Origin of the sequence: Haloarcula sp. KBTZ06 (assembly GCF_048595605.1) — an archaeon.
Lineage (GTDB): Archaea > Halobacteriota > Halobacteria > Halobacteriales > Haloarculaceae > Haloarcula > Haloarcula hispanica.
Genome location: NZ_CP184337.1, coordinates 864,797 through 881,682 on the forward strand (window position 1 = coordinate 864,797; position 16,886 = coordinate 881,682).

The window sequence follows — 16,886 nt, forward strand, 5'->3', positions numbered from 1 at the left end:
TTCAGGAGAGTGCTTGCGTGATATCCGTCGACGACACCATGCCGACGTAGTCCTGATGCTCGTCGATGACGGGGAGGTGCTTGATGTCGTAGGTCGTCATCATCGCGGCGGCCTCGCCGAGTTCGAGCGAGGTCGTCACCCGCTCGACCGGCGACGTCATCACGTCGCCGACGGTCGCCGACGAGAGGTCCTTCCCGCTTGCGACGGCATCAACGATGTCGGTGGTGGTGATGATACCCGCCTCTGCCCCCGGCACGAAGATGCCGTTGATGTTCTGCGCTTGCATCTGCGTCGCGGCCGCTTTGACGGTTTCGTCGGCAGAAATCGTCTCTAACGGCGTCGACATGATATCCTCGATACGAACGGTCGTTTCAGTGGCCATGGAGTATCAACACGGGCATCCGGTTTTGGCTTTTCCCTCGGGGCGGCCCGCTGCCCTGCCGTCACCATGAGCGTTATTTCGGCTCCGAGTGAACAGCCGGCTATGACCCTCGATATCGGTATGCTCGGCTACCGCTTCATGGGCAAGGCCCACGCAAACGCGCTGGACCGCCTGCCCATGTTCTTCCCCGAAGCGCCCGCCGTCAACAAGGACGTGCTCGTCGGCCGCGACGAGGACGCGCTGGCCGACGCGGCCGACCAGTTCGGCTTCGACCGGACTGCAACAGACTGGCGGGCTATTGTCGACGAGGTCGACGTGTTTTACAATCTCGGCCCGAACCACGTCCACGCCGAACCGTCTATCGCAGCGCTGGAGGCCGGGACGCCGACGTTCTGTGAGAAACCGCTCGCGCCCACGCTCGATATGGCCGAAGAAATGGCCGAGACCGCCGCGGACGCCAGCGTGCCCGCGGGCGCGGCGTTCAACTACCGCTTCGTCCCGGCCATCCAGTACGCGAAGGGGCTCATCGCCGACGGCGAACTCGGCGAGATTCACCACTTCCGCGGGCAGTACCTCCAGGACTGGCTGGTCGATCCCGACGCGCCGTGGTCCTGGCGCAACGACGAGGAGATGGCTGGCAGCGGGGCGCTCGGCGACCTCGGGTCGCACACGGTCGATCTAGCCCGGTTCCTGCTCGGCGACGCCGCCGGCGAGATAACGGACGTGAGCGGTCACCTCCGGACGTTTACCGAAGAACGCCCCGTAGAGGGGAGCGACGAGACGCGCCCGGTGACCGTCGATGACGCCTACAGCGCACAGATTGCTTTCGACAGCGGCGCGATGGGAACGCTCGAAGCATCGCGGGTCGCCAACGGCCACAAAAACGCTCACACCATCGAAATCGAGGGGTCGAAGGGCGCAATCAAGTTCGACCTCGAACGGCTGAACGAACTGCAGGTGCTCACCGAGGGTGACCGCGGCTTCCAGCAGGTGCTTATCACCGACGAAGACGACCCCTACGTCGACCACTGGTGGCCCCCCGGCCACGTCATCGGCTGGGAGCACACGTTCGTCCACGAGAATTACGAGTTCCTCTCAGCCGTGGCCGATGGCAGGCAACAGGAGCCGTCCTTCGCCGACGGCCTCGCCGCACAGCAAGTCCTCGATGCTATCGAGCGAAGTGACGACCGCGGCGAGTGGGTCAGCCTGTAGGGCCACGAACCGAAACCCCCTTTCGGCGGCCACTGGTAGGCCCTGCCATGCTCTCTATCGCGCTGGCCGGGAAGCCGAACGCCGGCAAGTCTACTTTCTACAAGGCGGCGACGATGGCCGACGTGGACGTGGGGAACTACCCGTTCACGACCATCGACGCCAACCGCGGGGTCAGCCACGTCCGAACGGACTGCCCCTGTCTCGACCGGGAGGAACGCTGTGGTGACGATAACTGCCGGGACGGCAAGCGCTACGTCCCGGTGGAGCTCATCGACGTGGCCGGCCTCGTTCCCGGGGCACACGAGGGGCGCGGCCTCGGGAACCAGTTCCTCGACGAGCTGTCGACCGCCGATGTGATCCTCAATGTCGTCGACGCCTCTGGTGGGACTGACGCCGAGGGCGAACCCGTCGAAGTCGGCGAGCACGACCCCGTCGAGGACGTGCACTTCGTCGAGGCGGAGATGGACCTGTGGCTCGCCAGCATCGTCGAGCGAAACTGGGAGTCCATCGAACGCCAGTCCCGCTCGCCGGATTTCAAGCTCGACGAGTCGCTCGTGGACATGCTGGCCGGCGTCGGGGCCTCTGAACTCGACGTGGCCCGCACCCTGCGGGACCTGGAGTACCCCGAGGACCCCATCGCCTGGACCGACGAGCACCGCGAAGCACTGGCGACAGAGATACGCCAGCGGACGAAGCCGCTCGTCGTCGTCGCGAACAAGGCCGATATCGCTCCGGAGGGAAACATCGAAGCCCTGCAGGAAGCCGCCGACGTGGTCGTGCCCGCGACCGCCGACGGCGAACTCGCGTTGCGCAACGCCGCACAGGCTGGCGTCATCGACTACGACCCGGGCGACCCGGACTTCGATATCGTCGGCGACGTGAGCGACCAGCAACGCGAGGGGCTGAACCGCATCCGCGGCGTCATGGAGGAGTACGGCGGCACCGGCGTCCAGGGCTCCCTTGACACCGCCGTCTACGACCTGCTCAACCATCTGACGGCCTACCCCGTCCAGAACGAAACGCACTGGACCGACGGCCAGGAGAACGTCCTCCCCGACGCGTTCCTGCTGCGCCAGGGCGCAACGCCCAAAGACCTCGCCTACGCCGTCCACTCGGACATCGGCGACGGGTACATCCACGCCGTCGACGCCCGTGAGAACCGGCGCATCAGCGACGAGACGGAACTGGAGGAGGGCTCGGTCATCAAAATCGTGAGCGACGCGAACTGAGGGGTCTAGCCCACGACTGCTCTCTCGCTTTACTTTGGCAGCAGGTCCCGCAACGTCGCCCGAATATCCTCGCTGCCGGGGCTCTGTGGCACCTGCCCGAGTACGTCCCGGCCGAGCCGGTCCGTCGCTGCCGCGACCGAAAGCTCGTCCAGCAGATTTCCGTACTTCAGCGCCAGCCGCGGCGACACGTCGAACAGGAGGTCGCGCTTGCCGATGAGCGAGTGGGTGATCGACAGAACTTCGACGGCGCGGTCGACGTACTGCTGTCTCGCGTCGTCGTCGCCGCATTCGTCGAGGGCAGCCAGCAGGAACTGCTCCAGTTCGGCCTCGCGGTCGTGGAGCGCCGGCGGGTCCGAGAGCATCGTCGTCCCGTCGGGCCGCTCCGGGAGCATGCTCCGGCGGGGCGCATACGAGAGGACCGCGCCGGTGGTCGGCGTGGTCGCGGCGGGCAGTGGTACTGCCAGCCGCTTCGAGGGGGTCGTATCGGTGAAGACGACGTGGAGGTTCGCCGGCTCGCCGCGCACCGGCTCGTCCCAGCCGTCTGGGCTGTGTTCGTAGCCGCGCCGGAGCGCCTCCCGAAGCGTGCGCACAATCCGCCCGCCCTCGCCCTGGAGTTCCAGATGGAGCACGACGGGACCGTCGCCGCTCTCGTCGATGAGAGACCACAGGGCCGGAAGCGCGTCCGCAGCGCCAGCCGAGAGTTCGTAGCAGACGGCGTCTCGCTCTGCAGCCAGCAGCCGGGCGAGCGTGCCGCCGCGCCAGCCAGTCAGGTCGGCCACGTAGAACCACGGGATGGTGTGTATTGGGCCGACTGCGGCGTCGCCGGCCGCCGTGTCGATAGTTGGTGGGACGGTCTCCAGATAGCTATCAATAGTCGCCAGTTCGGGCGCGAAATACTCGGTCGTCGCCGGAGGGAGGTCGGTCGTCCGGCGACGGTGGTCGTCGAGTGAGGCCATAGGCGGTGTATGTCCGAGTGCCGGAAAACGGTGACGAGAAGGGAAACCCGTTTTTTACCCCGCCCCGAATCAGGTGTATGAACGTACGGACGATAGCCGACCTGGGGCCCGACGAACGGGCCGCTTTCTTCGACCGCGACGCCGGTGTCGACGCCGTCAGAGACGATGTACGCGATATTGTCTCGCAGGTCCACGAGGAGGGCGACGTGGCGCTCCGGCGCTTCGCCGAGGAGTTCGACGACGTGTCGGTGGGCAACATCGACATCACGGACGCCGCCGAGCGAGCCTACGAAGAAATCGACGACGACGTGTGCGACGCTATCGAGGACGCCGCGGCGAACATCCGCGCGTTCCACGAGCGACAGGTCCCCGAGGACTGGCGCGACGACTTCGAGGGGCGGGAACTCGGTCGGCGGTACCGGCCGCTTGACAGCGCCGGCGTGTACGCGCCCGGCGGCACGGCGGCGTACCCCTCCAGCGCGCTGATGGGCGTCATCCCGGCGAAGGTCGCCGGCGTCGAGCACGTCGCCGTCGCCACCCCGCCAGCCGAGGAGGTCAACCCCGTCACGCTGGCCGCCATCCACGTCGCTGGCGCTGACGCCGTCTACCAGGTCGGCGGCGCACAGGCCATCGCGGCGCTGGCCTACGGGACCGAGACGGTCAGCGCGACGGACATCGTCGTCGGCCCCGGCAACCGCTGGGTCACAGCGGCGAAGGCCGAGGTCCGTGGCGACGTGGCAATCGACTTCTTGGCCGGCCCCTCCGAAGTTATGGTCGTCGCCGACGGCGACGCGGACCCGAAACTGGTCGCGGCAGACCTCGTTGCACAGGCCGAACACGACGAGAACGCCTCTGTCGTCGCCGTCACCGACGACGCGGACCTCGCCGAGCAGGTCGTCGATGCCGTTGACGAGCAGGCTGACGGCCGGGAGCGCGAGGCAGTCATCCGCGCCGCACTGGACAACGACGCATCTGGCGTCCTCCTCGCTCGTTCGATGAGCGAAGCCGTCCTCTTCGCCGAGGAGTACGCCGCCGAACACCTCTCGATTCAGGCCGCTGACGACGAATCGCTCCTCGAACGGATTCCCTCCGCCGGGTCCGTGTTCCTCGGCCCGTACAGCCCCGTTGCAGCCGGCGACTACGCGACCGGGACGAACCACGTCTTGCCGACCGGCGGCAACGCGCGGGTCACCGGCGGTCTCGCCGTAGACACGTTCGTCCGGTCGACGACTGTCCAGCGCCTCTCGGAGGACTCGCTGAGCGATATTTCGGACACGATCACGACTCTCGCCGAAGCCGAAGGGCTGGAAGCCCACGCCGAGAGCGTCCGCAAACGGTTCGAGGAGTAAAGCGGTTCCTGGGACTTTCTCGCAGGTCAACTCAGGACGTATCCCTCCGAGCCGTTCCACCGGCGTCACTGTTAACACGTTCGGGCGTGGATACTTGTGTATGAGCAGCACAGCGGACGACGGCGATCCGAACCTCGGGGGCGAGGACGTAGCCGTCACCGAGCAGGCAGCGGGAGAGGCACTGGACCTCCTCGAAAGCGAGGGAATGGACGTCGACGAATCCGGACTTCGCCTGTATGTCCAGCAGGGCGGCTGTGCCGGCCTCTCCTACGGGATGCGGTTCGAGCATGCACCTGAAGAAGACGACGAAGTGTTCGAGCGCAACGGGCTCCGCGTGTTCGTCGACGACGCCAGCATCGACTACATCGAGGGGTCGGTACTCGACTACGAGGGCGGCCTGCAGGGGGCCGGGTTCCACGTCAAGAACCCGAACGTGGTCAGCGAATGCGGCTGTGGCGAGTCCTTCCGGACGTAGCTACTCTTCGAGTTCGAACGCCACGACGACCTCGGCCTGGTACTCGCGGCCCTCGACGCCGGCGATCTCGACGCCGAGTTCCTCTACCTCGACCCACTTGAGATTGTCAAGTGTCGCCTCCGCGCGTTCGATGGCGTCGTCGGCGGCTTTGTCGAAGCTTTCCGAACTGGTCCCGATCAGCGTGATCTTCTTGAAAACCATATGCGTGAGATTGATTCACACGTCCATGTCATAAAAGTACGGACAGGTCACTGAGACTGCCGGTCGAGCAACGTCTCGACGTGACCGACCACGCCGGTGAGGTGTGCGGTCCCCCAGATTGCCACGATGATGGCACCGATAGCGTCGAACACGAGGTCGAGCATCGTGTCGCTGAGACCGAACTGTGTCAGAATCGTGTCGTTCCCGGTCGCCGACGCGGCGAGCGTAATCGAGAACTCGATGACCTCCCAGAGCACGCCGAAGGCCATCACGAACAGGAGGAGGAACACGAACATGAACCGCGAGGGAATCGATATCTCGTCGGTGTGCTCGTCGAGCGCACGGACCGTCGTGTATCCGACCGCGGCGACGACCGACGACGAGAGGGCGTGGGTGAAGTGGTCCCACCACCAGATGGTGACGTAGAAGTTCTCTTCGGACCCAGGCAATCCGACAGTTCCGAGTGCGTGAAAGAACGCCGCCGACGTAATCCACAGCGTCAGCGCGGGGTCGAGCGTGATGCCGTAGTCCCGTTCCAGCAGCGCCGGGAGTTGTGTGACGAGGATTGCGACGCCCGAATTGACGATGATGCCGACGTTGCCCCGCTCGATACCGACCGCCAGGAGCCCGATGAGTGCGAGTGACAGGGCTCGCGAGAGCAGTTGTTGTGTCGCCGGACTGATTCGGAGGCGGTCACGGACCTTCATACGTCCGGCTGGACCTCCTCGGGGACGCGACTGGTCCCGGCCTGCTGTCGGACGTAGTACGCGAAAACCACGCCAGCGCCGATACCGGCGATGGTCGACGCGACGAACTCCCACATCACCGCTTCCTCGATGACGTGTTCTGACACCGTCGGATCGAGGATGAAGGTGGTCCCGAAGAACTGGTCGGCCACCCAGCGGACGACCGCCCAGACGCCGGCGGTGGCCATCGTGGTGATGGCGACGAAGACGACGGCGAACCGGGGCGTCATCCGGACGGGGGTAAAGAGCTGGAGTTCGACGGCGAGGATGAGCGCGATGGCGGCGACCGAGAGGTAGGTCGCGAGATTACCGGTCAGCGAGAGCGTCGCAAACAGACGGCCAACGACGGGCGACGCCGCCAACAGGAGGATTTCCCAGGGGAGCATGGCGTCCCGGTTACGCAATAGAACCGGCGGAAACAGCGCCAGTGCCGCGACGGCAGCCGCGAACCCGGCCCACAGCACGTCGGCCTGAACAGCACTCGTCACAGAAACGGCGGCGAGCATGGCGACGATGCACCACGCCGCGAGGGCGTTGACGCGCCTGTCCCGGAGCAACCGCGCTACGTCTCGGCTCATAGTGTCAGGTGAGCCGCGACTCGAAAAACCCTATCGACCGATGCCGGCGGCGTGGGCTGTTCAGATAGCCCCATACGCCATGGCATACGCGAGCGCAGCGATGGTCACCGCCGCCAGCCCCGTCACGACCGTCTCCAGCCAGTCGACACCGTCACTGAACGGCCGGGTCGGCGCTCCGACGACGCCCAGTGCGAGGACGCTGAACACGAAGTGCGCCGACCGTTCGAGCGTCGGTGCGGGCAAGAACAGGACGGCAGCCCCGTAGCCGATTCCCAGCGCTGCCCGGGGACGGACGAGTTCGGTCAGCGTGTATCCACGGAGGTGGACGTACGTCCACACGGCGAGCCAGACCGTCGCCAGTTCGATAGCGAACGCCGCCAGGAGGTGCGTGGTCGGGTCGGGGTGGAGTATCACCCGCTCGGCGACGAGGGTCACGTCGAAGGGATAGAAGAACGGGGGCGGGCCGCCGGTGAAGAGGTCACCGAACGGGTGGGTGAGCAGTCCAAGTAGGGCCAGCCCGGCCACCGTTTGGGGGCTGATATCGCGGGACTGTGCGACCGTGGCGACACCGAGCACGGCCAGGACGAACACGAGCATCACGAGTCCCGCGATGGGACCGCTGAGTACGCCTGTGAGAACAGTCGCTGCGACGCCGATTGCCAGCGATGCAATTCGGGCGGGCCGTGATTCGGTCGCCCAGAGACCGGCCGCGACGGCGAGTGCCGCCCCCAGCAGGAGCGAGTGCGTCGGCCCGCGGTGGACGACGTTCGCGGTCTCCCAGAAGCCGTCCGCCGTCAGATTCTCGGCGGCTCCGACGAGCAGCCCGAAGGGGGCGTAGACGATGTCGACGTCGGGAACCGCGGCGAACAGGCCAGCGATGACGCCCAACTGGACCGCACGCTCGCGGGAGAGTCCAAGCCACCACGCGGCGAGGCCTCCGAGGGCGAACGCGAACAGCGCGTGCCCGACGAACATACGCCGAGTACGACGGCAATACGCTTAAACTCCATGTGTGACGGGATAGCGCGGGCCTCGGCCCGCTCAGGCCTCGGAATCGACTTTCGTCCAGCGTTCTTCGATGGCCGCGTTAGCCCTGACGACAGTATCGCCGTCGACCCGGAACCGCGTCTTCCGGAGTTCGATGGCGGCCACCTCACCGGTGGTGTCGCCGGCTGTGATCGTGTCGCCTGGGTTGAAGTCGGGGTCGCGGAGGAGGTAGACGCCAGCGACGGCGTCCTTGATCATCTCCGAGAGCGCGTAGGAGACGCCGAGCGCGAGGAAGCCGGTCGCCGTGCCCAGCGACGCGGCGATGGCGGTCAGGCCGACGATAGAGAGGAAGGATAGCGCCACGCCGAACCACAGGAACACGAGCACGATGACCCCGAGAAACTGTCGATAGACGGGTGACTCGCCGGGCAGCGACCGCTTCAGAACCGCCCGTACGACGACCATGATGGCTTTGATGCCCACTGCGGCGATTACGAGAAAGACGAACCCAGTTATGAGACGCGGGAGCGCGTCGACGACATTCGTGACTAGCTGTTCGAGCGCTCGATTGATGACACCGACTTGCACGCCGGATGGTGGACGGAGAGCCCCCTAAGTGTTGGCGTCAGCCGACATTGTTGTGTCGCCGGGGTGACGGACCACCTCGTAGTCACCGTCCTCGGTAATACCGATGACAGCCCAGTCATAGGATACGTCTCGTCGAGTGAGACGGCGGCTGAGGTGCGTTGCCTCGCCCGTTCGTGTGACGAAACAGCGCAAGTCGCCGCTCTCGGGTATCGGGTCCTGCGAGTCGAGCACTGAGACAGTGACGACGCGCCAGTCGCGTTCCGCTCGCAGTTCGGTGCCAGTGCGCGACACGGTGTATCCGAGGTCGTCGAATATCGACCGGGCCTGCTCGTCGAGTGATGTGGTAACGGCCCCCATCTGAGAGTCAGTACCACCGGCTATCTGATAAACGTTCCCACTAGCTATGTGGCTGACAGTTCGGCCGGCGACACAGCCGTCGAAAAACGCGGAACAGCACGGGTCTGTCACCCGGACCCGACTGTTACTCGTGGGCCGCGTCCCACTCCTCAGCCTTGCGGAGGTTCGAGCAGTCGTTACAGCGGATGCGGCCCATCGAGTCCATCGCGTTGTTGAACGTCTCACAGTTGCTACAGAAGTAGCCCCAGCGACGCTCGCGGTCGGCGTCGCGGTAGACGACGTGAAACGCGCCTTTCGTGCCGATGTCGCCGTCGCTCCTGTCGACGTACAGCGTCTCGCCGTCGGGACCTTCGAGTGCGTCCATACGTACGCATGACGGGCCAGCGGCTAAATCACTGCGGAAACCATTAATGGCTGGTTCCCCTGCACTGTGGGTGTGAGTCCCCGGATCATCCAGTACTCCGACGTGGAGAAAGCGTACGATACACCCGAGCGAATCGGGCGATTTGCGGGGACAGTGGCCGCCGCTGACGGCCCGGATGCGCTGGTGGTCGGCACTGGGGACAACACCGGTCCGGGGGTGCTATCGCTGGTCACCGATGGCGAGCAGTCGCTGGACCTCTTTACTGCGCTGACACCCGCGTTCGAGACGCTTGGCAACCACGACTTCGACCACGGGCTCGACGCGACGCGGGACATCATCGCCAGGTCGCCCCAGACGTGGCTGACTGCGAACGTCGAACAGGACGGCGAGCGGTTCGCCCGACGACTGACCCGGCCGTGGGCGAGCCGGACCGTCGACGGGAAACAGCTCGGCTTCGTCGGCGTGACCGACCCCGACACGGCCGCAGCTAATCCACAGGCGACGACTCTGACGTTCACGGACCCGCTCGAAGCCGTCGCCGAGGCGGCCACCGCGCTTCGAGCGGACGGGGCCGACGTTATTGTCGTGCTCTCACACCTAGGCCGGACCGACGAGGAACTGGCCCGCACCTGCGACGTGGACGTCATCCTCGGCGGGCACGTCCACGAGCGCCGCATCGACCGCGTCGCCGGCACGCTGCTCACCAGACCGGGAGCCAACGGCAAGACCGTCGTCGAGGTCGACCTCGGTGGGCCGGAACCGACTGCGCAGTTCCGCGAGACTGCCGACGGTCCCGTCGACGACCGCGTCGCGGAGGCTATCGAGGACAGACTCTCTGCGGCAGGACTCGACGAGGTCGTCGGGCACGTCGAGGAACCGCTGGACCGGAGCAGGGCGACGACCTACGGCGGCGAGTGCCGCCTCGGCAACCTCGTCGCGGACGCGTACCGATGGGCGACGGGCGCGGACGTTGGCCTCCAGAACAGCGGCGGCCTTCGGAACGACACGGTCCCGCTGGACGGGGCGCTGACGGTCGGCGATATGGTCTCGGTCGTCCCCTTCGAGGAACCCCTGACAGTCGCTGAACTGACGGGTTCGGAACTCCGGACGCTGTGTCGACAGGGCAGCGGGAGACAGGTCGAGTTCGGAGAACCGGACTGGTGGCACGCCCACCTCAGCGGCGTCGAACTGATCTGGAACGACGACACGCAGACTATCGAGCGACTGCGGGTGGACGGGCGACCGGTCCGCGAGGCCGAGACGTACACGCTCGCGACGAGCAACTACCTCTACTACACTGAGCGGGAGTTCCCGGTCCTGACCGAGTCCCACCGTGTCAGCGTCGCCGACGTGCAGTACGAGGCGCTGGCCGATTACGTCCGCCAGACGGATATCGCCCCGACCGTCGACGGGCGACTCACTCGTCGCTAGCGATTTAAACCTCGGCACGGTACATCTCGCCGATGCCACAGGTCGTCGTCCCAGTCAGATACCCGCTCTCGGAGAACTCCCGAGCCACGCTTGCGGAGGCCATTCAGATCGCCGACGAGGAGGACGCGGACCTCACCGTCTTACACGTTAATCTCTACCAGAACAGCCACCGGGTCGACCGGACGGAACTCAAACGTGCCGTCGAGCAGTCGTTCGGCCACGTCCCGCGGACGCGGTACGTCGTCCGGTCGGGGATGCTCGTCGAAGAGACGATTCTCGATGAGGTCGCCGCACAGGACGCCGACATTGTCGTCATCGGGAGCAAACAGGCGAGTCGCTGGCGACAGATGATCCGTCGGTTGGTTGACGACCCCGATGTCGAACAGTTCCTTCGCGAGGAACTCGACTGCGAAATCGTCACCGTCGAGCCGGATACCCCGTCTAGCCGTCACTCGTCGGCGAGGTCGTCGGGGTCCTGACGCGGCGGGACGGGAGAGTCACCAGTGGCCGTGTGGCTCCGGCCACCGTTGTTCAGTCCGCTCAGTCCGTCGTTGAGTGAGACGTTCATCTCCCCGCTGGTGTCGTCGAAGTACAGGTGCGAGTGCGGGTAGGCGATTTCGACGTTTGCGTCTTCGAGCCGTCGCCAGACGTTCGTCTGGACCCTCGAACGTGCGGCGAGCAGTTTGTACGGTTCAGTCACCCAGTACCGGAGCGTCAGCAACACGCCGTGGTCTGCGAAGTTGTTGATGTACACAGTCGGCGAGGCGGGGTATCGAGCCGCGCCGACGCGGATGTCCGGCCCGCCGGAGATAACGTTGTCAACTTCCCGAGCCGCCGCTTCGATGAGGGTCCGCGCGGCGGCGATGTCACTCTCGTACGTGACCAGGACGTCGAGTGACAGCCGTGTCCGTGAGTCCTCCGCCGAGTAATTGATAACGTCCCGCTGGCGGATCTCCCCGTTGGGGATGACGAGAAACGTATTGTCGAGCGTGAACATCTTCGTGTGTCTGAGCGTGATGTCCTCGACGAAGCCTCGCTGGCCAGTGTCGGCGAGTTCGATCATATCACCGATCTCGTAGGGCTGGTCGGCCAGCAGGAACATGCCGGAGATGTAACTGCCGAGGATCGGGGCGAGCACGACACCAACCACGGCCGAGAAGATAGCGACGGACAGACCGATATCCGTTAGCCGCAAGCCGTAGATGTTCAGAATGGTCAACAACGCGAAGATATACACACTGGCACGGATGCCGCGCAGTGCCGTTCGGGTGAGACTTGGCCGCCGGAACTGCTGGGCGACACGTCGCCCGAGTAGGCGGACGAGAAGCCTTGAAACGACGATTGCCAGCCCGACGACGATCAGGGACTCCCCGATGTTCACCACCCACATCGGAATATCGAAGGGCAACAGCCCGCCGATGTCGGTAGCCACTTCGGTCGCGGTTTCGGTCGGTGTCGGAGTGGGTGTCTGTAAGGGCCAGACAGGGCCAAAACGCATGCCATGGAATCGACACCGCCCCGAGAAAAGGGTTCCCCTCCCGAACTACTTATACTGTCAGCTGTAACTATTTCAAGACATCCGCCACCCCGAGGTGGCGAAATTCTTCACAGACTTACAGCCGACAGTATTACCCCTCGCGGCCCGTCTGAAACAATATGTCTCGCAATGACATTTCGGTGATCCTTTCAGACGACCGACCACCGGTCGATACGCTGGCAGTCGGTGTCTCTGAGTACGGTCTAGCCGGCCTCACGGCCGTCGATTATCTCTCCGACCAGGACTCGATGCGAGAGGTCGGTCATCTGCGGACGCCGGGACCGCCGTTCATTACCCCATTCGAGAACGGAACCCCGAGACATCACACGCGGCTGTATGTCGACGAAGCAGCGTCGTTTGCAGTCTTAGTCGGCGAACGGTTCGTGCCACCAGCCCAAGCCAAGTCGCTTGCCAAGGCAATCACGACTGCCGGGGAAAAACTGGACGCTTCGAACATTACGATGCTCACCGGCGTCCCCATCGCGCACGGACCCGACGACCACGCCCCGTTTTACATCGCAACGCCAGCGTATCGGGAAGCGTATCTCGACGATACCGACATCAGGCCGATGGGGAGCGGGTTCCTCGACGGACTGAGTGCGGAGCTTGTCACCATGGGTATCGACGGCTCGCTTTCGACCGGCGTTTTCACAACGCCGACACATCCGCAAGCGCCCGATGCTGCGGCCGCAATCAGACTGCTCACCGCGCTGAAAGAGACCCATGCGATCCAGATCGACACCGGTCCGCTAGAGGCCTTTGCCGCGAATATCGAAGCCCACTATCAGGCACTCGCTGAGCGGATGGAAGCCGCCGATTCCGACCGAATGTCTGATGACCGAATGTATATGTAATTGCTAAAATTTGGAACGTTCATCCATGTTTTCGTGGATTAAAACTATACCAATTCCACATTGTGCGTGAACAATAAAACATTTCGCCGACACCTTTTTCAGCGTACAGCGCGTTCCTTTCCTTGATGACCTCCACCGAAATCTATACGACTAGCGCGGTCGACTCAGACCCACCGCCACAGACGCGGTCCAAGACATCGCTGTTTTGCCCCCACTGCGGTCACGAGAGCGCAGTGACGGGCGACTGGACCGCCGAAGCAACGGAACACAGTCTACAGCTCCGGTGTCCGGACTGTGACACCGTCGTCCAACAGCGGTAGGACCACTACTTGACCTCCTCCCACGCCTTCAGGCGTGGGATTCCCGCGGCACCGCACCGCTAGGTTGGGAGTTTCAGGTTTGTAGCCAGGTCGGCATGACCGGACTCCTGGCGGGGCCAAGCCGCCGTTACTCCTATCCCCGGTATGGGGATTCAGAGTTACCGTGTGTCGGAATCCACAGCCAGCGGCCCGAAAGGGATTCTTTTGGACGTAGCGTGGCCCGAATCCCGATATTATCCGTTTATCTGGGCGGCTGATCCGCCTCGGTGTGGTCATGCATACGGTGTCACCGGTTATAAAACTCCGGCTGAGTGAGGCTACAGGCGAAGCTGCCGGGTTGTCGGCTTCATCCACACCCCTGAAGGGGTGGGCTTTCGCCTTGCTCCCGCTGTAATTACTCCTCATCCTCTGTAGACGAGGGGCCGTCAAGACTCTCAGCGGGCGGATTCACTTTGATGAACTCAACGACGAGATACACCACTGAGATGACGGCCAGTATGAGCAAGAAACCCGCTTCTGAAGAACTCTGCAGACTCACTCCAAGGGTGGAAAGCGTTGCAACGAGTACGGCGGTACACCGACGGATCGTCTGGCGGAGGAGGGCAGTGTCGTCCATACGTGGCTTCTTCACTGCCAGCAACAAGAACCTTCGACCCCGCTTTCCGTCGCCGGGACCCGTCCTGCTGGATGCGGAAAAGACAGCAGTCCGCCTCATACTGTTGGCTGTGACTATTTTAAGATATTCGCCACCCCGGGTGGCGAAATTCTTTACAGACTTACAGCCGACAGTATCAGTACTCGTGGATTCCGTCGTCAGTGACGACCGTATCAAGCAGGTGCGTCGGCGTGGCGTCGTAGGCCGGGTTTGCGACCTCGAACCCCTCCGCGGGCTCCCGGAGTACCTCAGATGGTGACCGGATCTCGTTTTCGAAGGCGAAGGCCCCGTCGACGTACTTTGCGGCGGCCCCGACGACCGTCACCGGCACGTCGTTGTCCGCCGCCGCCGTCGCAATCGGATAGGTGCCGATGCGGTTGTACAGCGTGTCGTCGACGATGCAGTCCATGCCGACGAGCACGCGGTCGACCTGTGACATGAAGTGGCCGGCGGCGCTGTCGACGATGAGCGTGACGTCGACGCCGTCACGGTCAGAGAGGTGTCGCGTCATCTTTCGACCGAGGAAGCGTGGTCGCGACTCCGTCACGTACACCTCGAAGCTGTGGCCGGCCTCGATGGCGTCGTCGATGGCCGCAAGGACGGTCGAGGAGAAGTCGTGGGTCAACAGCACGTCGTCGTCGGCGATCTCCGACACGGCGCGTGCAGCGGCGCGGTCTTTCGACGACTCCACCGAGTCGACAACGTCGTCGATAGCCGCGGTAGTCAGTTCCTTGGCAGTCGCCACATCGTCGGGGTCCGCATCCGAGACAGTGGTCACAATTTTGTGCTGAGTGGTATGGAGAGAGGCGTGTGAGGGGTTCGCCCGCCGGAGGGCGCTGCTGTTCCGGTCGAGCGAGCGGAGGTAGTCCTCGACCGTCGGGTACTCCCTGTCAGTCAGGTCCCGGAGCGCCTGGGCGGCTTTGACTGCGACCACGGAGGAACTGTGGGTCTGCATCTCCGAGATCTCCTCGACAGTCTCGTCTATCATACCGGTGGCTGTGAGTTGAACCGATATGTGTCTTCCCCTCGCCGTCGAACAGCATTTAACGCCGTCTCACATTAGGGGTGATAGACGGTCATGGGACGGTTCAGCACTGACACAGCCGGAATGACAGAGGGCATCGGCGTCGCCGTACTCATCGGACTGACACTACTCGTGACGGCTATCGTCGGGCTGAACGTCCTCGTCATCGAGGACGACGACAGCGGTGGCCCGCAGGCGAATTTCAGCTACGACTACGTCGAGGACAACGAACTGCTCATCGTCACACACGCTCGCGGCGACGAGTTCGAGGCGGGGAACGTCGAATTCGAAGGGCCGAGCAGAACGGTCACCTGGGCGCAGGTGGCGAACCGGGAGCCTGACGCGATGATTGGCCGGGGCGATATCGCACAGTTAAGCAGCGGGAACGCCTACGAGCGGCGGGTGGGTGCCCGGGACACGATTACGATATACCACAACGCGAGCGGGAACCGGACCCAGCTAGACCAGTGGGACGGCGCGAACTGACGGCGGTACTGCTGTAGACCAGTCAGTCCGCCGAAGCGACGGTCTCACGGTCGCTCTGTGCTGGCCGACCGAACCAGTCGTCGAAGGAGAGCGGCCCGGCACCCATCGTAAACACCGCCGAGGCCATTCCGAACAGCGTGATGTGTGCGAGTACCGGGTCGTCAGGCAGGCCGAACAGCGTCGTGGTGAACAGGACAAAGGAGACGGCCGCGGCCCCACGAGTCATGAACCCGAAGATCAAGACCAGACCGACCAGCATCTCGGTCAGGCCGGCCCCGAGCACCCACATCCCGGGGTCGACGGGGACGACGGCGGTGAGGTCGTACTTTTCGACGACCAAGAGCGCCTGGCCGGGGTCGGCGAGTTTCTGGAACAGTCCGAGGTAGATGAACGTCACACCCATGCCGACCCGGACGATGACCGGGACGTACTCGCGGTACGGTGCCGTCGCCGAGTCGAGAAAGCCCTTGAGATAGTGGACCGGGTCGACACGGCCGTAGTAGGTCCCGTCGGTGCTGGCGACCTGCTGGAGCATGTGGTCGGCGCTCGGGCGACCACCGCCCAGAATCAACAGTGCCAGAAAGGCCGGGACGTACTCCATAGCGAGAACGACGCCCGGGTCGACGGTCAGTGCCCACCCGTAAGTCAATAGCCCGATAGTCGTGACGATACGGGTCGCGAGCCCGAACAGGAGTGTGAACCCCAGCCCGATAAACAGGGCACGGACGAGCGGGTTCGTGGTCGGGTCAAACGTTACTGTGGGAGCGAACAGGTATCCCTGGAAGCCAGCGCCGACGAGCGGCAGCCCCACGCTGAGTCGGAGCATCCACGGGACGAGGTCCGCGTAGCCGACGAGTACGTCCCGGAGGATGACGATGTCCGCAATCGTCGGCCGAACCCAGAGGTACGTCGCGAGTCCGACGGTCACGGCCACGCCCGAGATGACGAAAACGGCCGCGTTCACCGGGTTCGACAGCACGGATATCGCAAACGCCACCGCGTCGAGGGCCTCCCCCGGCCCCCCGGTCACGTAGTCGACGTGCGCCGCCGCGGGTCGCGAAAAGAGAGTGAGAACGAGCGCGACAGTTCCGGCGAGACTCGGGATACGCGTCTTCATGCCTGACAATTCGTGGGCTAGCTACCTAATCCTTCGTT

22 protein-coding genes are annotated in these 16,886 nt (G+C 64.3%); 9 read left to right on the top strand and 13 right to left on the bottom strand.

The window, feature by feature from the left end:
- Window position 1: 1 nt before the first annotated feature.
- Window positions 2–382: a cyclic nucleotide-binding/CBS domain-containing protein gene (locus ACNO8S_RS04610; RefSeq protein ID WP_004962786.1), complete on the bottom strand. Its 381-nt coding sequence runs from the start codon at window positions 380–382 to the stop codon at window positions 2–4.
- Between the two features lie 102 nt (window positions 383–484).
- Between ACNO8S_RS04610 and ACNO8S_RS04615 the strand changes: the two genes are divergently transcribed.
- On the top strand, window positions 485–1,594 hold the full coding sequence (locus tag ACNO8S_RS04615) for a Gfo/Idh/MocA family protein (protein WP_420182557.1): 1,110 nt from the start codon (window positions 485–487) through the stop codon (window positions 1,592–1,594).
- Window positions 1,595–1,641: 47 nt separating this feature from the next.
- The gene (locus ACNO8S_RS04620; protein WP_420182558.1) at window positions 1,642–2,823 is read left to right on the top strand and encodes a redox-regulated ATPase YchF; all 1,182 of its coding nucleotides are present in this window, start codon (window positions 1,642–1,644) and stop codon (window positions 2,821–2,823) included.
- A 29-nt stretch (window positions 2,824–2,852) separates the two neighbouring features.
- On the opposite strand, the gene ACNO8S_RS04625 is transcribed toward ACNO8S_RS04620, so the two are convergent.
- Window positions 2,853–3,779 carry a hypothetical protein gene (locus ACNO8S_RS04625; protein WP_420182559.1) on the bottom strand — a complete coding sequence of 309 codons (927 nt, stop codon included), beginning with the start codon at window positions 3,777–3,779 and terminating at the stop codon, window positions 2,853–2,855.
- Between the two features lie 77 nt (window positions 3,780–3,856).
- Here ACNO8S_RS04625 and hisD point away from each other — a divergent pair, with 77 nt between their 5' ends.
- Together hisD and ACNO8S_RS04635 are read left to right on the top strand one after the other, a co-directional pair.
- On the top strand, window positions 3,857–5,128 hold the full coding sequence (hisD, locus tag ACNO8S_RS04630) for a histidinol dehydrogenase (protein WP_420182560.1): 1,272 nt from the start codon (window positions 3,857–3,859) through the stop codon (window positions 5,126–5,128).
- Between the two features lie 100 nt (window positions 5,129–5,228).
- Window positions 5,229–5,603: a HesB/IscA family protein gene (locus ACNO8S_RS04635; protein WP_008310062.1), complete on the top strand. Its 375-nt coding sequence runs from the start codon at window positions 5,229–5,231 to the stop codon at window positions 5,601–5,603.
- On the opposite strand, the gene ACNO8S_RS04640 is transcribed toward ACNO8S_RS04635, so the two are convergent.
- The 7 genes from ACNO8S_RS04640 to ACNO8S_RS04670 all read right to left on the bottom strand — a co-directional run bounded on the left by ACNO8S_RS04640 (window position 5,604) and on the right by ACNO8S_RS04670 (window position 9,424).
- A complete protein-coding gene (locus tag ACNO8S_RS04640) occupies window positions 5,604–5,804 on the bottom strand; it encodes a dodecin (protein WP_004593332.1) in 201 nt (66 codons plus the stop codon).
- Between the two features lie 47 nt (window positions 5,805–5,851).
- The gene (locus tag ACNO8S_RS04645) at window positions 5,852–6,511 is read right to left on the bottom strand and encodes a hypothetical protein (protein WP_014039924.1); all 660 of its coding nucleotides are present in this window, start codon (window positions 6,509–6,511) and stop codon (window positions 5,852–5,854) included.
- The gene (locus ACNO8S_RS04650) at window positions 6,508–7,128 is read right to left on the bottom strand and encodes a hypothetical protein (protein ID WP_023843184.1); all 621 of its coding nucleotides are present in this window, start codon (window positions 7,126–7,128) and stop codon (window positions 6,508–6,510) included. The genes ACNO8S_RS04645 and ACNO8S_RS04650 overlap by 4 nt, the downstream gene beginning before the upstream one ends.
- Window positions 7,129–7,188: 60 nt before the next feature.
- Window positions 7,189–8,103 (bottom strand): metal-dependent hydrolase, encoded by a 915-nt coding sequence (locus ACNO8S_RS04655; RefSeq protein WP_420182561.1) that lies wholly within the window; start codon window positions 8,101–8,103, stop codon window positions 7,189–7,191.
- A gap of 66 nt (window positions 8,104–8,169) precedes the next feature.
- Window positions 8,170–8,703, bottom strand: a complete 534-nt coding sequence (locus ACNO8S_RS04660; RefSeq protein ID WP_014039927.1) for a mechanosensitive ion channel domain-containing protein — start codon at window positions 8,701–8,703, stop codon at window positions 8,170–8,172.
- Between the two features lie 24 nt (window positions 8,704–8,727).
- Window positions 8,728–9,060 carry a DUF7116 family protein gene (locus ACNO8S_RS04665; protein ID WP_050006866.1) on the bottom strand — a complete coding sequence of 111 codons (333 nt, stop codon included), beginning with the start codon at window positions 9,058–9,060 and terminating at the stop codon, window positions 8,728–8,730.
- 124 nt (window positions 9,061–9,184) lie between these two features.
- Window positions 9,185–9,424 (bottom strand): DUF5816 domain-containing protein, encoded by a 240-nt coding sequence (locus tag ACNO8S_RS04670; RefSeq protein ID WP_014039929.1) that lies wholly within the window; start codon window positions 9,422–9,424, stop codon window positions 9,185–9,187.
- Between the two features lie 72 nt (window positions 9,425–9,496).
- On the opposite strand from ACNO8S_RS04670, the gene ACNO8S_RS04675 reads away from it, so the two are divergent.
- The gene (locus ACNO8S_RS04675; RefSeq protein ID WP_014039930.1) at window positions 9,497–10,855 is read left to right on the top strand and encodes a bifunctional metallophosphatase/5'-nucleotidase; all 1,359 of its coding nucleotides are present in this window, start codon (window positions 9,497–9,499) and stop codon (window positions 10,853–10,855) included.
- 32 nt (window positions 10,856–10,887) lie between these two features.
- Window positions 10,888–11,334 (top strand): universal stress protein, encoded by a 447-nt coding sequence (locus ACNO8S_RS04680; protein ID WP_014039931.1) that lies wholly within the window; start codon window positions 10,888–10,890, stop codon window positions 11,332–11,334.
- Here ACNO8S_RS04680 and ACNO8S_RS04685 read toward each other — a convergent pair.
- Window positions 11,304–12,353 carry a mechanosensitive ion channel family protein gene (locus ACNO8S_RS04685; protein ID WP_050037774.1) on the bottom strand — a complete coding sequence of 350 codons (1,050 nt, stop codon included), beginning with the start codon at window positions 12,351–12,353 and terminating at the stop codon, window positions 11,304–11,306. The two genes, ACNO8S_RS04680 and ACNO8S_RS04685, sit on opposite strands and share 31 nt — an antisense overlap.
- A gap of 158 nt (window positions 12,354–12,511) precedes the next feature.
- Between ACNO8S_RS04685 and ACNO8S_RS04690 the strand changes: the two genes are divergently transcribed.
- The gene (locus ACNO8S_RS04690) at window positions 12,512–13,246 is read left to right on the top strand and encodes a proteasome assembly chaperone family protein (RefSeq protein ID WP_420182562.1); all 735 of its coding nucleotides are present in this window, start codon (window positions 12,512–12,514) and stop codon (window positions 13,244–13,246) included.
- A gap of 125 nt (window positions 13,247–13,371) precedes the next feature.
- Window positions 13,372–13,566, top strand: coding sequence for a hypothetical protein (locus tag ACNO8S_RS04695; RefSeq protein ID WP_008310046.1), 195 nt, complete (start codon window positions 13,372–13,374; stop codon window positions 13,564–13,566).
- A 394-nt stretch (window positions 13,567–13,960) separates the two neighbouring features.
- Here ACNO8S_RS04695 and ACNO8S_RS04700 read toward each other — a convergent pair whose 3' ends face one another.
- Complete coding sequence (locus ACNO8S_RS04700; protein ID WP_420182563.1) at window positions 13,961–14,182, bottom strand: hypothetical protein; 222 nt, start codon at window positions 14,180–14,182, stop codon at window positions 13,961–13,963.
- Between the two features lie 175 nt (window positions 14,183–14,357).
- Window positions 14,358–15,209, bottom strand: coding sequence for a translation initiation factor eIF-2B (locus ACNO8S_RS04705; protein WP_420182564.1), 852 nt, complete (start codon window positions 15,207–15,209; stop codon window positions 14,358–14,360).
- 90 nt (window positions 15,210–15,299) lie between these two features.
- Here ACNO8S_RS04705 and ACNO8S_RS04710 point away from each other — a divergent pair, with 90 nt between their 5' ends.
- Window positions 15,300–15,731: a type IV pilin gene (locus ACNO8S_RS04710; protein WP_023843188.1), complete on the top strand. Its 432-nt coding sequence runs from the start codon at window positions 15,300–15,302 to the stop codon at window positions 15,729–15,731.
- A 22-nt stretch (window positions 15,732–15,753) separates the two neighbouring features.
- Here the strand turns inward: ACNO8S_RS04710 and ACNO8S_RS04715 are convergent, their stop codons facing one another.
- Complete coding sequence (locus ACNO8S_RS04715; protein WP_050037777.1) at window positions 15,754–16,848, bottom strand: DoxX family protein; 1,095 nt, start codon at window positions 16,846–16,848, stop codon at window positions 15,754–15,756.
- Between the last annotated feature and the right edge of the window lie 38 nt (window positions 16,849–16,886).